Here is a 16,745-nt window from a genome sequence, read left to right as displayed (position 1 = left end):
TTTAGAGTTTCTCCAGCTGCGCGCGTGCCTGCGCGGCACCACTGCCCTGCGGCTGCAACGCCAGGTAAGTCGTGTAGGCCTGCTTCGCCTTGGCCTTGTCGCCGGCGTTGAAGTAGGCATCGCCCAGATTGAGATAGGCCACCGCACGCGACGGGTCGATCTTCAGCGTGTTCTCCAGCCAGCGTGCCGCTTCGGCGTAGCGCTGCTGACGGTAATAGACGAAACCGAGGTTGTTGGCGGCCTGGGCGAAGTCCGGGCGCAGCTTCAGCGCCTCGGTGAACTGCGCGGCCGCCTCGTCGTACTGCTTCTCGCGGTACAGCTGCAGGCCGCGGTCGTTGGCCTGCTGTGCGCGCTGGCGGTCGGACGCCGGGCCGGCGGTGGGCACCACCAGCTTGGCCTTGCCGCCCTGCAGATCGGCCACGGTTACCGGCGCCTGGGCACCCTTGGCTTCACTGGCGGCATCCACCTTGCTGTTCAGCGCGATCGCATCGGCAGTCAGCTGGCGCGTATCAGCGTTGAGGAATTCCTGGCTGTCCGGCACCTGGAACACGAACTCGCCCCCCTGGGAACCGGGCAGGCTGCCGAAGGCCGGGGTCTGGTGCGAGACCGCCGATACCGCCGGCGCCACGTAGGCGGCCAGCTCGGTACCGGTGATCAGGCCATCGCCGTTGAGGTCGCCCTTGCCGGCCAACGCCTGCAGCAACACCCAGGTAAACACCGAATGGCCGTTCGGGCCGGCATCGGCCACCTGCTGGTCGGCACCGCCGGCGGTCAGCATCTGCCGCGCGCTGCGACGCGCGTTCTCGCGCAGGAACGACGACGACGACGGGCCGCCACGGGTCAGGCCGAGGCCGCTGTAGCAGGCATCCATCACGAACATCACATGCTTGGCCTGCATGCTTTCGGCGATGTTCTGGATGTCGGTCATCGCGATCGCGTCGGTGGCGAATTCCTTCGGATCCGAATCGACCGGGATGATGTAGCCGAGGTCGCGCCCGGAGGCGAGCTGGCGGGTCGCGCCGTGGCCGGCGAAGAACACGAACACGCGATCGTTCTTGCCGGTGCGGTCGTCGGCCAGGCGGTCGTGGAAAGCGGCCAGGATGTTGTTGCGGGTGGCCTGCTCGTTCTTCAGCACGATCACCTGCGAGGACGGGAAGCCGAACTGCCCGGTCAGGGTATCGGCCACCGCCTGCGCATCGTGGCTGGCGTACTCCAGCTTCGGCCATTTGGCGTAGGTGTCGATGCCGACCACGATCGCCCAGGACTTCTCGTAGCCGGTGGTCACGGTGGCGGCACTGGCCTCGCCCTTGCGCGCGCGGGCAACGGTGAACTCGCGGCCATTCCAGCCGGCGAACTGGTAGCCATCGGCGATCAGCCGGTCGAGGATGTGCGGCAGCGCCTTCACCGCACGGTCGTGGATGTCGTGGAACAGGATGATGCCGCGCTGTTCCTTGTTCACCTGGTCGAGCACGCGCTGCACGATCGACTCCGGCACCGGGTCGGCCCAGTCCATCGAGTCGATGTTCCACATGATCGACTTCAGCCCGGCTTCGTTGAGCAGCTGCAGGCCTTCGGCGTTGCGCGCCCCATACGGGAAGCGGAACAGCGGCGCGCGCTTGCTGTCGACGTCCTTCAGCAGCGTGTCGGTGTCGAGTACCTGTTGGCGCAGCGCATCCCCTGTGGTGCGCGACAGCTGGGCGTGGGTCAGGCTGTGGTTGCCGACCGCATAGCCCTCTTCCATCAGGTTGCGGCTGATCTTCGCCATCGGGCCAAGGCTGACCTTGCCGTCGGCCTCGACCTTGCCCAGGTTGCGGCCCAATTCGAAGAACACGCCCGGCACGTCATAGCGCTTGAGGATGGCCACCACTTCATCGGTGTAGGCCTTGTGCGGGCCATCGTCGAAGGTCAGCACCACGGTCTTTGCCGGCAGGTCGCGGCCGAAGATCTCGCGGTCGCTGTCCTTCATCGACATCGGGTACGGCTCGATCACGCCATAGTCGCGCAGGATCGCTTCGCGGCTGTAGTCCTTGTGCAGGTGGGCGATGTAGTCGTCCCATTTCTCACGCTTCAGCTCGATGGCACGGGTGCGCTCGAAGCGGCTGAAGATGCGGGTCAGCTCCTGGTTGTAGTTGCGCTCGATCTCGTCGAGCGCCTCCAGATCCCCGCCGACGCGCTGGTGCAGCTTCACCGCCGACAGCGACGAATCCGTGCCAATGCGCTCATGCAGATCACGCAGCACTTCGCGGAAGGCCAGGCGGTCAGCGTCGAACAGTTCCGGCGCCGACTCGATGTAGTCCAGCACGGTGCCGAGGGTGGCGAAGCGCTGCGGACTGGAGCCGCGCAGCAGCGCGTCGAACTGTGTGGCAATGGCCGTGCGCTGTTCCAGACCATCGTGGAACAGCTGCTGGCCCACACGCGTGGAGGTGCCGCGGTCGGCGGCCGACTGCTGTTCCTCGTCGGCCAGCAGCACGATGATCCGGCGGTAGCCGTCGAGCTGCTTCTGCAGCGCCGCCAGCAACGGCGCGGCGGCGGGATCGGCGGCGGCCGCGGCCTGCGCACTCGGCTGGGTGACCGTGGTCGCCGGCGCCTTCGCATCCTTGTCGCCGCAGCCGGCAACAACCAGCGTCAACAACAGCGAGGGCAGGAACAGGCGGAACGACGACGCACGCGGCATGGTGGACTCGAAGGTGGGAGGAACGGTGTGCCGGCGATTCTAACGCCGCATGCGAAAAGCCCGCCTTGCGGCGGGCTTCTCGCGTCGATCGGGGCGGTAGAGTCGACTGACAGTCGACTCTACCAGTCGGGATTATTTCTTTTTGACCGGGGCCGGCGCGGTGGTGGCCGGGACCGGCTCGCCGCCATGGCGCTTGGTCATCCACCACTGCTGCAGCAGGCCCAGGCCACCGTTGACCACCCAGTACAGGACCAGGCCGGACGGCATGAAGGCCATCATGACGCCGAACACCAGCGGCATGAACTGCATCATTTTCTGCTGCATCGGGTCCATGCCCGGTGCCGGGGTCAGCTTCTGGGTGAACCACATCACCGCCACGTTGATCACCGGCAGGATGAAGTACGGGTCGCGTGCGGTCAGGTCCTGGATCCAGCCGAACCAGGGCGCCTGGCGCAGTTCGACCGATTCCACCAGCACCCAGTACAGGGCGAAGAAGATCGGCATCTGGATGAGGATCGGCAGGCAGCCGCCCATCGGATTGATCTTTTCCTTCTTGTACAGCTCCATCATCGCGGTTTGGAACTTCTGGCGGTCATCGCCATAGCGTTCCTTCAGCTGCGCGATGCGCGGCTGGAAGCGACGCATCTTGGCGCCGCTCTTGTACTGGGTCGCCGACAGCGGGTACAGCACCAGCTTCAGCAGCACCACCAGGCCGACGATCGCCCAGCCCCAGTTGCCGACCAGCTTGTGCACCTGGTTCAGCACCCAGAACAGGCCCTGGCCGATCACCGCCATCATCGAGAAGCGGCTGTAGTCGACCACGCGGTCCAGGCCCGGTACGTCTTCCTTGGCGATCAGGTTGACCAGCTTCGGGCCGACCCACAGGCGGGCTTCGGTGCTGGTGGACTGGCCCGGGGCCACGGTGAAGGCAGGGCCACGCGCTTCGATCAGGTCACGACCGGCCACCTGCGACAGCACATAGTGTGCGGTCTGGTCCTTCTGCGGGATCCAGGCGGTGAAGAAGTGGTGCTGCAGCATCGCCAGCCAGCCGCCGGTGATGTTCTGGTTCAGCGTGCCGTCTTCCAGGTAGTCCTTGAACGCACGACGCTGGTACTTCTTGTCGTTGTCGTACCAGGTGGCACCGTTGAAGCTGAAGGAATCCGGGTTGGTCATGCTCCGCGACAGGATGGTCGGGGTGCGGTCCAGGGTGCGGTAGACGTAACCGTTCCACGGCGCAGCGCCGGCGTTGCTGACTTCGTCCTTGAAGCGCACGGCGTACTCGTTGCGTGAGACGGTCAGGGTGCGCTTGATGGTCACGCCGTTGTCGGCGGTCCACACGAACGGGATCTGCAGTTCGTTCTGGCCCTTGGCCAGCACGAAGTCCCTGGTGTCACCGACCAGCTTGAAGCCGTCAGCGCCGGGGACCGGGGTGTTCTTGTCTTCGCTGGCCCAGCCACTGATCGCGCTGTACGGGTGCGCGGGGTCTTCGGTCAGCAGGCGGACCGGCGGGCTGCCTTCGTCCTTGGTCTGCGGGAACTGCAGCAGCTCGGCGTCGAGCACACGGCCGCCATCGAGCACCAGGCGCAGCACGTCGGTGGTGACGGTCACGCGCTGGCTGGCCGGGGTGGCACTGGCCTGGGCCTGCACGGCGGCCTGGCCGGGGGCACCCGGAACCTGGGCGCTGGGGATGGCGCCCGGGGTTGCGCCCGGAACGCTCTGTGCGGCGGCCGGGGCCGACGTGGTCGTCGGTGCCGGGGTCGGAGCAGCCTTTTCACGGCTCCACTCCATCCACAGCAGCACGGCCACCATCAGCCAGGCAAAAATGAGGAATACGCGGGTCTGGTTCATCAGCGGACAGGCTCGGCGGGGCCGGGACGCGATGCCGGCTCGGTCAAAGAAGGAGTTGCGATGCCATCAGGCGGCGGCATTGTGCCGTCCACGCCCGGCGTGGGCAATGCACGCAGGCGACGCAGCAGGCGCAGGAAGGCCTGGCGGATCTCGTCGTTGCTGGCGGAACGCGCAGCACTACGAGCCACGACGACAAAGTCGCCTGGCTGGATGTCGGTACGTGTCTGACGCAGGATGTCGCGCAGGACGCGCTTGATCCGGTTACGCCCAACGGCGTTCGGATCAACCTTGCGGGAAACCGCCAGACCCAGCCTGGCCGGCCGGTCAGCCGGCAGCCAGTGCAGGGTCATCAGCGGATCGGACACACGGCGGGCGCCGTTGAAGACCGTTGAGTATTCGGCACGCGTGCGAACCCGCGCAGAGCGAGGGAATCGCTTGCGCGGGTCTGCAGTATTCACTGTCGAAGGGATTGCGTCTGCCGCAGGGTGCGGCATGGCAATCAGGCGCTCAGGACTTTGCGGCCCTTGGCGCGGCGACGCGACAGGATCTTGCGGCCGTCAGCGGTCTTCATACGGGCACGGAAGCCGTGGTCGCGCTTACGCTTGAGGTTGCTGGGCTGGTAGGTGCGCTTCGTGGCCATTGGGGGCCTCTCGTATGAATGGGACGGAAAGAACCGGAAATTCTAGAGAGGTACCCTGCCCCAAGTCAACCCCTGTCAGCTACGCGAATTCACTGGGCTGTGCAATAGCTGTGGATGTTTTTGTGAATAAGTAGGGGACAAGCATTCCGAAGGCGGGCGCTCGGTGGTAGTCTGAGCCATCCATTTCCCCCCTTTCCGGCCTGTGTTTGGGCGCCTTGTCGCGTCCATGCCCCGGCCACCGGACGATTATTGCTGATGGATGCTTGGTCCCGTAGTCTCGAGCGCCTCGAAGCGGAGTTCCCGCCGGAAGACGTTCATACCTGGTTGAAGCCGCTGCAGGCCGATCTGCGCGTGGACAGCCTGGTGCTGTATGCACCGAATGCCTTCATCGTCGACCAGGTCCGCGAGCTGTACCTGGCCCGGATCCGCGAACTGCTTGCTCATTTCGCCGGTTTCAGCGACGTTTTTCTTGAAATCGGCTCGCGCCCGCGTCCTGTGGAGGCGCAGATCGCGCCGGTTTCCACGCCGTCGGCGCAGGTGTCCAGCGAACCGCAGGTGCCCTTCGCCGGCAACCTGGACAACCACTACACGTTCGCCAACTTCGTCGAAGGCCGCAGCAACCAGCTGGGCCTGGCCGCCGCCTTCCAGGCAGCGCAGAAGCCGGGCGACCGCGCGCACAACCCGCTGCTGCTGTACGGAGGCACCGGCCTGGGCAAGACCCACCTGATGTTCGCCGCCGGCAACGCGATGCGCCAGGCCAATCCGGGCGCGAAGGTGCTGTACCTGCGTTCGGAACAGTTCTTCAGCGCGATGATCCGGGCCCTGCAGGAAAAGACCATGGATCAGTTCAAGCGCCAGTTCCAGCAGGTGGACGCGCTGCTGATCGATGACATCCAGTTCTTCGCCGGCAAGGACCGCACGCAGGAAGAGTTCTTCCACACCTTCAACGCGTTGTTCGATGGCAAGCAGCAGATCATCCTGACCTGCGACCGCTATCCGCGCGAAGTCGAAGGTCTGGAAGCGCGCCTGAAGTCGCGTCTTGCCTGGGGCCTGTCGGTCGCGATCGAACCGCCGGACTTCGAGACCCGCGCCGCGATCGTGCTGGCCAAGGCACGCGAACGTGGTGCGGAGATTCCCGATGATGTTGCGTTCCTGATCGCCAAGAAGATGCGCTCCAACGTGCGCGACCTCGAGGGTGCGCTCAATACCCTGACCGCCCGCGCCAACTTCACCGGCCGCGCGATCACCACCGAATTCGCCCAGGAAACCCTGCGCGACCTGCTGCGCGCCCAGCAGCAGGCGATCAGCATTCCCAACATCCAGAAAACGGTTGCCGACTACTACGGCCTGCAGATCAAGGATCTGCTGTCGAAGCGTCGGACCCGCTCGCTGGCCCGCCCCCGCCAGGTCGCCATGGCGCTGACCAAGGAACTGACCGAGCACAGCCTGCCCGAGATCGGCGACGCCTTTGCCGGTCGCGATCACACCACGGTGCTGCATGCCTGCCGCCAGATCCGGACCCTGATGGAAACCGACGGCAAGCTCCGCGAGGACTGGGACAAGCTGATCCGGAAGCTGAGCGAATGATGCACGGATGCCGATGAGGCGTCATCGCACAAAACGGTGCAGAATCCGGTAGCAAGCGCGGGACACGTTGTGGATAAAAAAGGCGTCTGAAATCGCGTCGGATTTATCCACAGCTTTCCCCACCCTCTGGGGGTCGGTAATACAGAGGGTTTCGAGGTCTGAAATCCTTTTATTTACAAAGACTTAGCGTTGTTTTCCAGCGATTCTGTCTCTACCAGCACCACCAAGCTTTTGATTTATTCCACATTTTTTAAAGCATAGGGGCACGGAACCACATGCGTTTCACACTGCAGCGCGAAGCCTTTCTCAAGCCGTTGGCACAGGTCGTCAACGTGGTCGAACGCCGCCAGACCCTTCCGGTTCTGGCCAATTTCCTGGTCCAGGTGCAGAACGGCCAGCTGTCGCTGACCGGTACCGACCTGGAAGTGGAGATGGTGTCGCGGATCGCGGTTGAAGATGCCCAGGACGGCGAAACCACCATTCCCGCCCGCAAGCTGTTCGAGATCATCCGCGCCCTGCCCGATGGCAGCCGGATCACCGTCTCGCAGACAGGTGACAAGATCACCGTGCAGGCCGGTCGCAGCCGTTTCACCCTGGCCACCCTGCCCTCCAATGATTTCCCTTCGGTTGACGAAGTGGAAGCCACCGAGCGCGTGGCCATCGGCGAAGCGACCCTGAAGGAGCTGATCGAGCGCACCGCGTTCGCAATGGCCCAGCAGGACGTGCGCTACTACCTCAACGGTCTGCTGTTCGACCTGCGCGGTGATGCACTGCGTACCGTTGCCACCGACGGCCACCGCCTGGCTCTTTGTGAAACCGACCTGGCCAAGCCCAGCGGTTCCAAGCGCCAGATCATCGTGCCGCGCAAGGGCGTGACCGAACTGCAGCGCCTGCTGGAAAGCGGTGATCGCGAGATCGAGCTGGAAGTCGGCCGCAGCCATGTCCGCGTCAAGCGCGACGATGTCACCTTTACCTCGAAGCTGATCGACGGCCGTTTCCCGGATTACGAAGCGGTGATCCCGATCGGTGCCGACCGCGAAGTGAAGGTTGATCGTGAAGCACTGCGTGCCTCGCTGCAGCGTGCTGCGATCCTGTCCAACGAGAAGTACCGCGGTATCCGCGTGGAAGTCTCGCCGGGCAACCTGAAGATCAGCGCGCACAACCCGGAGCAGGAAGAAGCCCAGGAAGAGATCGAAGCCGACACCACGGTCAGCGATCTGGCCATTGGCTTCAACGTGAACTACCTGCTGGATGCCCTCTCCGCCCTGCGCGACGAGGAAGTGATCATCCAGCTGCGCGACTCCAACTCCTCGGCGCTGGTGCGTGAATCCAGCAGCGAGAAGTCGCGCCACGTGGTGATGCCGCTGCGTCTCTGACTGCAGCCTGTTCCACGTGGAACCGAAGGACGCCCGGGATTTTCCCGGGCGTTTTTTTTGCACGTTCCACGTGGAGCATCGGGGATCGCGGAATCTCCAGGTCTGGGCGAATGCCTTGCTCGAGATTGCTGCTTGGCGATTGTTCTTGGTTGCCTCTTCGATGCAATCGGCCCTGCGCGGTAGGAATCCAGGTTGCTGACTTGGGCGCTGCCCAGCCAACTTCGATCAAGTACGCAGTTCCGGGTCTTCAGCCTGATCGCAGGTGACCCGATCTGGTCGGATGGATGAAGCGGATCGCATCCGCTATCGCAGTGGTTGCTTCATCTGCAGACGTCACTGTCCACAGGCCTGGTTGGGGCCGGATCAGGGCTGGCCTAGCTTCTAAATCTGGGTATAAATCTAAAGCATGGTGGTGATGGTAGGCCCAGATTTCGTGGAAAAATGCATTATCCAATTGATTTTTAAGAGATTTATGCAGCTGAAACCCCCTGTATAGAGGCCCCTCAGGCTGGGGGGGAACCTGTGGATAGTTTCGCAGGTCGGGCAAAAGGGCTTTTTTATCCACAGTTTGCCCATACCTTGTGTATAAGTCATACAGACCCGCTGTGGACAGCGTGAAACGAATGGGCTGAATTCTTTGAAATCTGTGGAACCCTCCACGGCATCGCATCGTAGATTTCAAGAAATCTGCGCGGTGTTCGCGCAATCCACCGTCGGGGCACCTGGCGACGCTCGCGGAATGAGGCTGAAATCGCTGAAATCTGAGGGCCTCTACCCTGCGCCGCCGCTCAGAATTCAAGGATTCCGGGGCATATCCAGACCCAGGCGAGCACAGGTGAGGGAGCGCCACCACGTGGAACACGCGTAGGGCTGCCAGGCGGAGGCTTCAGCACAGTGGCGATGTCTGGCGCGGCACGGCTGGCTTGACCGATGCAGTAAGCTGATGGATTCCCTGCCCCACTACCGCCTCGTGCGGATGGTCTTTCGCGCCCCATGCTTATCCGCCGCCTCGCCTTGCACCAACTGCGTCGCTTCAGTGCGGTGGACCTGTCGCCCCAGCCGGGATTGAACCTGCTGACCGGCGACAACGGTGCCGGAAAGACCAGCGTGCTCGAAGCCCTGCACCTGATGGCCTACGGGCGCAGCTTCCGTGGCCGGGTGCGCGACGGTCTGGTGCGCCAGGGTCAGGAAGCGCTGGAAATCTTCGTGGAATGGGACGAACAGCGTGCCGATCACCCGCCCCACCGCCGAAAGGCCGGGCTGCGCCACAGCGGGCAGGACTGGAAGGGGCGATTGGATGGCGAAGATGTCGCGCAGCTGGGTAATCTCTGCGCAGCGCTGGCGGTGGTGACGTTCGAGCCCGGGAGCCACGCACTGGTCAGCGGGGGCGGAGAACCCCGCCGCCGCTTCCTCGATTGGGGCTTGTTCCACGTGGAACCGGATTTTCTATCGCTGTGGCGCCGCTACTCCCGTGCGCTGAAGCAGCGCAATGCCCTGCTCAAGCAGGGCGGGCCGTCGCGGATGCTCGATACCTGGGACCATGAGTTGGCCGAGGCCGGAGAGCCGTTGACCAGCCGCCGCCAGCATTATCTGGAGCGTCTGCAGCAGCGCACGGTGGCGTTGGCCGCCAGCCTGGCTCCGCAACTCGGCATCCAGGGACTGGAACTGAGCCCCGGTTGGCGGCGGCATGAGCTTCCCTTGGCCGATGCCCTGCTTTTGGCCCGGGAACGTGACCGCCAGGCCGGATACACCTCGGTCGGCCCACACCGGGCGGACTGGAGTGTGGATTTCCATAGCATTCCGGGGCGTGATGCGCTGTCCCGCGGTCAGGCCAAGCTGACGGCATTGGCTTGCCTGCTGGCACAGGCCGAAGACTATGCCGAACAGCGAGGCGAATGGCCGGTGATCGCTCTGGACGATCTGGCCTCGGAGCTGGATCGCACCCACCAGGCGCGGGTACTGGAGCGCCTGCTCAGTGGGCCGGCACAGATCTTCATCACTGCCACTGAAACTCCGGCGGCGCTGCAGGACCTGACCCACATCGCCCGGTTCCACGTGGAACATGCACAGATCGCGGCTGTGCCATAGTGGGCACATCAGGGCCTTTAGACCCCGGCTGGTATAATTCGGGTTGGAACCCTTTCATTCTCGGCACATCGCTCCACGCGGTGGCCGACCTGCGGAGCCTACGGCAAGCGCAATGAGCGACGAACAGAACACCCCGGCAAACAACGGCAATTACGACGCCAACAGCATTACCGCCCTGGAAGGCCTGGAGGCTGTCCGCAAGCGTCCCGGCATGTACATCGGCGACGTGCATGACGGCACCGGTCTGCACCACATGGTGTTCGAGGTCGTCGACAACTCGATCGACGAAGCGCTGGCCGGCCACGCCGACCACGTAGCCGTGACGATCCACGCCGATGGCTCGGTCTCGGTGTCCGACAATGGCCGTGGCATCCCGACCGGCAAGCACGAGCAGATGAGTGCCAAGCTCGGTCGCGAAGTATCCGCCGCCGAAGTGGTGATGACCGTCCTGCACGCAGGCGGCAAGTTCGACGACAACAGCTACAAGGTTTCCGGCGGCCTGCACGGCGTAGGCGTCAGCGTGGTCAATGCGCTGTCGCAGAAGCTGCTGGTGGACGTGTTCCAGAACGGCTTCCACTACCAGCAGGAATTCAGCAACGGCGCCGCAGTGACCGCGCTGGCCAAGCTGGAAACCACCACCAAGCGCGGTACCACCGTGCGCTTCTGGCCGTCGACCGTCGCCTTCCACGACAACGTGGAATTCCACTACGACATCCTCGCCCGCCGCCTGCGCGAACTGTCCTTCCTCAATTCCGGCGTCAAGATCGTGCTGGCCGATGAGCGCGGCGAAGGCCGCCGCGACGATTTCCACTACGAAGGCGGCATCCGCAGCTTCGTGGAGCATCTGGCCCAGCTGAAGACCCCGCTGCACCCGAACGTCATCTCGGTCACCGGCGAGCACAACGGCATCGTTGTGGATGTAGCGCTGCAGTGGACCGACTCCTACCAGGAGACGATGTACTGCTTCACCAACAACATTCCGCAGAAGGACGGTGGTACCCACCTGGCCGGTTTCCGCGGTGCCCTGACCCGTGTGCTCAACAACTACATCGAGCAGAACGGCATCGCCAAGCAGGCCAAGATCAACCTGACCGGCGATGACATGCGCGAAGGCATGATCGCGGTGCTGTCGGTGAAGGTGCCGGACCCGAGCTTCTCCAGCCAGACCAAGGAAAAGCTGGTCAGCTCCGACGTGCGCCCGGCGGTGGAAAACGCCTTCGGTGCGCGCCTGGAAGAGTTCCTGCAGGAGAACCCGAACGAAGCCAAGGCGATCGCCGGCAAGATCGTTGACGCCGCGCGTGCACGTGAAGCGGCGCGCAAGGCCCGCGACCTGACCCGCCGCAAGGGCGCGCTGGATATCGCCGGCCTGCCGGGCAAGCTGGCCGACTGCCAGGAAAAGGATCCGGCGCTGTCCGAACTGTTCATCGTCGAGGGTGACTCGGCAGGTGGCTCGGCCAAGCAGGGCCGCAATCGCAAGAACCAGGCCGTGCTGCCGCTGCGCGGCAAGATTCTCAACGTGGAACGCGCACGTTTCGACCGCATGCTGTCCTCCGACCAGGTCGGTACGCTGATCACCGCGCTGGGCACCGGCATCGGCCGTGACGAGTACAACCCGGACAAGCTGCGTTACCACAAGATCATCATCATGACCGACGCCGACGTCGACGGCGCCCACATCCGCACCCTGCTGCTGACGTTCTTCTATCGTCAGATGCCGGAGCTGATCGAGCGGGGTTACGTCTACATCGGCCTGCCGCCGCTGTACAAGATCAAGCAGGGCAAGCAGGAGCTGTACCTGAAGGACGACCCGGCACTGGACAGCTACCTGGCCAGCAGCGCAGTGGAAAACGCTGCGCTGGTACCGGCCACCGGCGAGCCGGGCATTGAAGGCCTGGCCCTGGAAAAGCTGCTGCTGACCTACGCCGCCGCGCTGGATTCGATCGAGCGCAACGCGCATCGCTACGACCGCAACCTGCTCGAAGCGCTGGTCGATTTCGTGCCGATGGATCTGGACAGCCTGCGCAATGCCGGCGAAGGCGAAGGCCTGGAAGCCTTGGCCAAGCGCCTCAACCAGGGCAGCCTGGGCAGCCCGCGCTTCAGCCTGGAACTGCAGGAACCGAACGATGAGCGCCCGGCCGCCGTGCTGGTGACCCGTCGCCACATGGGCGAACAGCACATCCAGGTGCTGCCGATGTCGGCCTTCGAAAGCGGCGAACTGCGCGCGATCCACCAGGCGTCGAAGCTGCTGCACGGTCTGGTGCGCGAGGGCGCGACCATTTCCCGCGGCGCCAAGTCGATCGAAGTCGACAGCTTCGCCAAGGCGCAGAACTGGCTGCTCGAGGAGGCCAAGCGCGGCCGCCAGATCCAGCGATTCAAGGGCCTGGGTGAAATGAACCCGGAGCAGCTGTGGGACACCACGGTGAATCCGGAAACCCGTCGACTGCTGCAGGTACGCATCGAAGACGCTGTCGCTGCCGACCAGATCTTCAGCACCCTGATGGGCGATGTCGTCGAACCGCGTCGCGACTTCATCGAAGACAACGCGCTGAAGGTCGCAAACCTGGATATCTGACACAATCGGGACACGGCCGGTGCGCGGGGAGGCGCGCCGGCCTTCGACCCTTGAACGCAGGTACCTGATGTCCGCATCCGCCCCGGTTTCCGCCCCGCCCCCGATTCCGCCGGCTTCGGTCGCGCCGCGTGCCGGTTCCCCGTTGGCGGGCTTCTTCATTGACCTGGGCATTGCCGCCGTCACCCTGTTCGGCCTGAGCATGATCACCGGGCTTTTGTGGGGGTTCTACCGCGCGATCATGGTCAGTCGTGCCAACGCGGAGGCCAATGGCGGCGTGCTGTCGCCTGATGCAATCGGCGCGGCGGTTGGCCAGCCGGGTGCGCTGGCGCAGATCCTGATGGCGTTGATTGCCACCGGAGGCGCCGCACTGCTGTTGTACTTCTGGCGCCGTCCCGCCAATGCGGACGAACGCCTCGCCTCCCGCCAGGCACTGCGGCGGCCCTCGACCTGGGGCTGGACACTGCTGGTGGCCACGCTGATCGTGCTCGGCAGCAACGGCATCGCGTTCCTGGCCAGGCAGTTCGGCATCGAGCCGGTGCCGACCAACGTGGAACTGATGCAGAACGCGATCGCGCGTTTCCCGCTGTTCCTGGTGCTGTTTGCCGTGGTGCTCGCCCCGGCTTACGAGGAGCTGCTGTTCCGCCGCGTGTTGTTCGGGCGCCTGTGGCAGGCGGGCCGCCCCTGGCTGGGCATCATCCTCAGCAGCCTGGCCTTCGCGCTGGTGCATGAAGTGCCCGGCCTGAGCAAGAATTCGCTGCTGGGGATGGCCCAGTTGTGGCTGGTCTATGGCGGCATGGGCGCCGCGTTCTGCTGGCTCTACCAGCGCACCGGTACGCTGTGGGCGGCGATCACCGCGCATGCGCTGAACAATGCTGTCGCGCTTGCCGCGATGGTGTTCCTGGGGTCAACGTAACGCCGTGTCCGCTTGACGAAAGATTAAGCCGCTACGCTACACACTGCGCCTATGAACACGGGGGAGCTTCCATGAAACAACTGCTGCTGGCCCTTGTCATCACCACCCTGGTCAGCGCCTGCGCGACCACGACGTCGCCGACCGGGCGCCGGCAGATGGTGGGCGGCGTATCACAGGCGCAGCTGGACCAGCTGGGTGCACAGGCGTTCGCCGAAACCAAGCAGAAGGAAAAGATCAGCACCGACGGCCGCCAGAACGGCTACGTGCAATGTGTGGTCAACGCGCTGGTCGCGCAGCTGCCTGCCCAGTACCGTGGCGTACGGTGGGAGACCGCGGTGTTCGTCGACAAGGAGCCCAATGCCTTCGCCCTCCCCGGCGGCAAGGTGGGCGTGAACACCGGCATCTTCACCGTCGCCAAGAACCAGGACCAGCTGGCTGCCGTAATCGGCCACGAAATCGGCCATGTCATCGCTCGCCACCACGAAGAGCGCATCACCCGGCAGATGGGCGCGCAGACCGGCCTGGCCGTGCTCGGCGCGCTCGCCGGGGCCGCCTACGGCGAGGGTGCCGCCAGCACCGTGAACCAGCTTGGCGGGATGGGCGCGCAGACCGCCTTCCTGCTGCCCGGCTCGCGCACCCAGGAGAGCGAGGCCGATGTGATCGGCCAGCGACTGATGGCGCAGGCCGGCTTCAACCCGGCCCAGGCGGTCGATCTGTGGCAGAACATGATGGCCGCCAGTGGCGGTCGCAGCCCACAATGGCTCTCCACGCACCCTGACCCGGCCAACCGGATCCAGGAACTGCGGCGCGATGCACCGGCTCTGACGCCGGTCTATCAGCAGGCGCAGGCGGCCGGACTGCGGCCAAAGTGCGGATGAGTGCGCAGTTTTATGCTGTATTGCAGCACATAAAACGATTTCTCACGCCATCTGTTTCTGATACGTTTGGCGGCTCAGATTTTTCTGACAGTCCGACTTTGCCGCTAACCGGCGGTTCGATCGAGGTGAACGATGATTTTCCGTAACCACAAAGCTGTGCTTTCCGTCCTCGTCGCGACCGCCCTGACCGGCGCCGTGGTCACCGATGCCTTCGCGCAGTCCTCGCGCTCCTCCGAGCGCGGCAACCGCGGCGGCAAGCAGGCCAAGGCCGAGGTGCTGTACCCGAACGCGACCCGCCAGGAGCCGACGGTCAAGGCTTCGGCCAAGCTGGGCAGCAAGCTGCAGAAAATGATCGACAGCTACAACAAGGAAAAGTTCCCGGAGACCCGCACGCAGGCCGACGCAATCCTGGCTGACAGCGCCGCGAACGAGTACGACAAGTCGCTGGCCGCACAGCTGGCCTCGCAGGCCGCCTACCAGACCGACGACACCGCAGCGGCGATCGCCTACCTGAAGCAGGTCCTGCAGTTCAACGGCCTGGACAACAACGGCCACTTCCAGTCGATGCTGATGCTGGGCCAGCTGGAACTGCAGGAAGACAAGACCGCCGAAGGCCTGGCCACTCTCGACAAGTACTTCGCCGAGAGCAAGTCGACCAAGCCGGAAGAGCTGATCGCCAAGGGCCAGGCGCTGTACCAGCTGGAGCGCTACCAGGAAGCGATCCCGGTGCTGAAGCAGGCCATCGCTGGCTCGACCGAACCGAAGGACAACTGGAACCAGCTGCTGATGGCGGCCCTGTCCGAAGCCGGCCAGTCCGGTGAAGCGGTCAAGGAAGCCGAGGCCCTGGCTGCCAAGAACCCCAATGACAAGAAGGCCCAGCTGAACCTGGCCAGCATGTACATGCAGGCCGACCAGATGGACAAGGCGGCTGCGGTGATGGACAAGCTGCGCAGCAGCGGCCAGCTCACCGAAGAGCGCGAGTACAAGCAGCTGTACTCGATCTATGCCAACACCGAACACAAGGAAAAGGACGTCATCGCGGTCATCAACGAAGGGTTGCAGAAGGGCATCCTGAAGCCGGACTACCAGGTCTACCTGGCGCTGGCCCAGTCCTACTACTACTCCGACCAGGTGCCGCAGGCGATCGATGCGTGGCAGAAGGCTGCCCCGCTGTCCAAGGACGGTGAGACCTACCTGAACCTGGCACGCGTCCTGCATGCCGAAGGTCGCATCCCGGAGGCCAAGCAGGCCGCCCAGCAGGCGCTGGCGAAGGGTGTGAAGAACCAGGCTGATGCCAAAAAAATCATCAACCTGAAGTAAGTAGGAATAACGCCTGAATGCCTGCCCAGTTGATGCGCAGGCGCTCAGGATTGGTATAAGCTTGGAGGTTCCTGCGGTGTCATGCACCGCTGATCAGGGATTCCGCCCCCGGCATCCCGGCCCCACTATTGAGCTCTTGGCGCATGACGGAACAACTAGTCGTTCACCGGTACGAACAACCCGATGACAAGGGGCTGAGCTGGCCTCGCATCGTCGGCATCGCGTTTGTAATCGCCCTGCATCTGGCCGCCTTCATGATGCTCCTGATCCCCGCTGTGGCCCCCAAGGCCGTGGCTGAGAAGGAGCGTAACGTCATGGTGACCATCGTCGACGCACCGCCGCCGCCGCCCCCGCCGCCGCCGCCGCCGCCGCCGACAGATACTCCGCCGCCGCCGGTGAAGAATCTGTCGCCGCCGAAGCCGTCGCCGGTCCCCCCGCCGCCGCAGGCGCCGGTCGTGGACGTGCCGGAACCGCGCCCGAGCGATATCGTCACCCCGCCATCGCCGCCCGCGCCGCCGGCACCTGCGACCTCGATCGAGGCCAGCGTGGACATCTCGTCGAAGGCCATGAATCCGCCGCGCTACCCGCCGGCAGCCTTCCGCGCTGGTATCCAGGGCGAAGTGATCCTGATCATTGATGTCGATGCCAGCGGCAACGTCACCAATGTCACGGTGGAAAAGTCCAGCCGTAACCGCGACCTGGACCGTGCTGCGATGGAAGCGGCTCGCAAGTGGCGCTTCAACGCCGCTGAATCTGGCGGTAAGAAGGCGGCAGGTCGCGTTCGCGTCCCGGTCAACTTTGCGCTGAACTGATGCGTCCGGGTGGCCGCCTGGCCACCCCCGCTCCCGG

At 64.4% G+C, this 16,745-nt stretch carries 12 protein-coding genes; 8 read left to right on the top strand and 4 right to left on the bottom strand.

The window, feature by feature from the left end:
- Position 1: 1 nt before the first annotated feature.
- The 4 genes from HLA98_RS17890 to rpmH form a co-directional block, all read right to left on the bottom strand.
- On the bottom strand, positions 2-2,674 hold the full coding sequence (locus HLA98_RS17890; RefSeq protein ID WP_057501579.1) for a polysaccharide deacetylase family protein: 2,673 nt from the start codon (positions 2,672-2,674) through the stop codon (positions 2-4).
- A 132-nt stretch (positions 2,675-2,806) separates the two neighbouring features.
- Positions 2,807-4,522, bottom strand: coding sequence for a membrane protein insertase YidC (gene yidC / locus HLA98_RS17885; protein WP_049447419.1), 1,716 nt, complete (start codon positions 4,520-4,522; stop codon positions 2,807-2,809).
- Positions 4,522-5,016: a ribonuclease P protein component gene (gene rnpA / locus HLA98_RS17880; protein ID WP_005411728.1), complete on the bottom strand. Its 495-nt coding sequence runs from the start codon at positions 5,014-5,016 to the stop codon at positions 4,522-4,524. Before rnpA ends, yidC begins: the two co-directional genes overlap by 1 nt.
- Positions 5,017-5,021: 5 nt before the next feature.
- Complete coding sequence (gene rpmH / locus HLA98_RS17875; protein ID WP_005411729.1) at positions 5,022-5,162, bottom strand: 50S ribosomal protein L34; 141 nt, start codon at positions 5,160-5,162, stop codon at positions 5,022-5,024.
- A 255-nt stretch (positions 5,163-5,417) separates the two neighbouring features.
- Between rpmH and dnaA the strand changes: the two genes are divergently transcribed.
- From dnaA to HLA98_RS17835, 8 genes are all read left to right on the top strand, one after another.
- The gene (gene dnaA, locus HLA98_RS17870; RefSeq protein ID WP_057501580.1) at positions 5,418-6,749 is read left to right on the top strand and encodes a chromosomal replication initiator protein DnaA; all 1,332 of its coding nucleotides are present in this window, start codon (positions 5,418-5,420) and stop codon (positions 6,747-6,749) included.
- Positions 6,750-7,024: 275 nt separating this feature from the next.
- Positions 7,025-8,125 carry a DNA polymerase III subunit beta gene (dnaN, locus tag HLA98_RS17865; protein ID WP_005411731.1) on the top strand — a complete coding sequence of 367 codons (1,101 nt, stop codon included), beginning with the start codon at positions 7,025-7,027 and terminating at the stop codon, positions 8,123-8,125.
- Positions 8,126-9,118: 993 nt separating this feature from the next.
- Entirely contained in the window at positions 9,119-10,213 is a 1,095-nt protein-coding gene (gene recF / locus HLA98_RS17860) for a DNA replication/repair protein RecF (protein WP_057501581.1), read from the top strand.
- Between the two features lie 112 nt (positions 10,214-10,325).
- Complete coding sequence (gene gyrB / locus HLA98_RS17855) at positions 10,326-12,785, top strand: DNA topoisomerase (ATP-hydrolyzing) subunit B (RefSeq protein ID WP_057501582.1); 2,460 nt, start codon at positions 10,326-10,328, stop codon at positions 12,783-12,785.
- A gap of 67 nt (positions 12,786-12,852) precedes the next feature.
- On the top strand, positions 12,853-13,698 hold the full coding sequence (locus HLA98_RS17850) for a CPBP family intramembrane glutamic endopeptidase (protein WP_049447423.1): 846 nt from the start codon (positions 12,853-12,855) through the stop codon (positions 13,696-13,698).
- Positions 13,699-13,769: 71 nt separating this feature from the next.
- Positions 13,770-14,576 carry a M48 family metallopeptidase gene (locus tag HLA98_RS17845; protein ID WP_006479406.1) on the top strand — a complete coding sequence of 269 codons (807 nt, stop codon included), beginning with the start codon at positions 13,770-13,772 and terminating at the stop codon, positions 14,574-14,576.
- A gap of 132 nt (positions 14,577-14,708) precedes the next feature.
- Complete coding sequence (locus HLA98_RS17840) at positions 14,709-15,896, top strand: tetratricopeptide repeat protein (protein WP_049447424.1); 1,188 nt, start codon at positions 14,709-14,711, stop codon at positions 15,894-15,896.
- 143 nt (positions 15,897-16,039) lie between these two features.
- A complete protein-coding gene (locus HLA98_RS17835) occupies positions 16,040-16,708 on the top strand; it encodes an energy transducer TonB (protein WP_049429181.1) in 669 nt (222 codons plus the stop codon).
- Positions 16,709-16,745 lie beyond the last annotated feature (37 nt).

This window comes from Stenotrophomonas africana (assembly GCF_013004645.1).
In the GTDB taxonomy this organism is placed as follows: Bacteria; Pseudomonadota; Gammaproteobacteria; order Xanthomonadales; family Xanthomonadaceae; genus Stenotrophomonas; species Stenotrophomonas africana.
Note: the sequence above shows the minus strand (reverse complement) of the source record. Positions and strands in the feature narration are given on the sequence as shown.

What these genes read in the sequence shown, in the direction of transcription:
- HLA98_RS17890 (WP_057501579.1), bottom strand. Translation starts at nt 2,674, where the DNA reads ATGCCGCGTGCGTCGTCGTTCCGCCTGTTCCTGCCCTCGCTGTTGTTG.
- yidC (WP_049447419.1), bottom strand. Translation starts at nt 4,522, where the DNA reads ATGAACCAGACCCGCGTATTCCTCATTTTTGCCTGGCTGATGGTGGCC.
- rnpA (WP_005411728.1), bottom strand. Translation starts at nt 5,016, where the DNA reads ATGCCGCACCCTGCGGCAGACGCAATCCCTTCGACAGTGAATACTGCA.
- rpmH (WP_005411729.1), bottom strand. Translation starts at nt 5,162, where the DNA reads ATGGCCACGAAGCGCACCTACCAGCCCAGCAACCTCAAGCGTAAGCGC.
- dnaA (WP_057501580.1), top strand. Translation starts at nt 5,418, where the DNA reads ATGGATGCTTGGTCCCGTAGTCTCGAGCGCCTCGAAGCGGAGTTCCCG.
- dnaN (WP_005411731.1), top strand. Translation starts at nt 7,025, where the DNA reads ATGCGTTTCACACTGCAGCGCGAAGCCTTTCTCAAGCCGTTGGCACAG.
- recF (WP_057501581.1), top strand. Translation starts at nt 9,119, where the DNA reads ATGCTTATCCGCCGCCTCGCCTTGCACCAACTGCGTCGCTTCAGTGCG.
- gyrB (WP_057501582.1), top strand. Translation starts at nt 10,326, where the DNA reads ATGAGCGACGAACAGAACACCCCGGCAAACAACGGCAATTACGACGCC.
- HLA98_RS17850 (WP_049447423.1), top strand. Translation starts at nt 12,853, where the DNA reads ATGTCCGCATCCGCCCCGGTTTCCGCCCCGCCCCCGATTCCGCCGGCT.
- HLA98_RS17845 (WP_006479406.1), top strand. Translation starts at nt 13,770, where the DNA reads ATGAAACAACTGCTGCTGGCCCTTGTCATCACCACCCTGGTCAGCGCC.
- HLA98_RS17840 (WP_049447424.1), top strand. Translation starts at nt 14,709, where the DNA reads ATGATTTTCCGTAACCACAAAGCTGTGCTTTCCGTCCTCGTCGCGACC.
- HLA98_RS17835 (WP_049429181.1), top strand. Translation starts at nt 16,040, where the DNA reads ATGACGGAACAACTAGTCGTTCACCGGTACGAACAACCCGATGACAAG.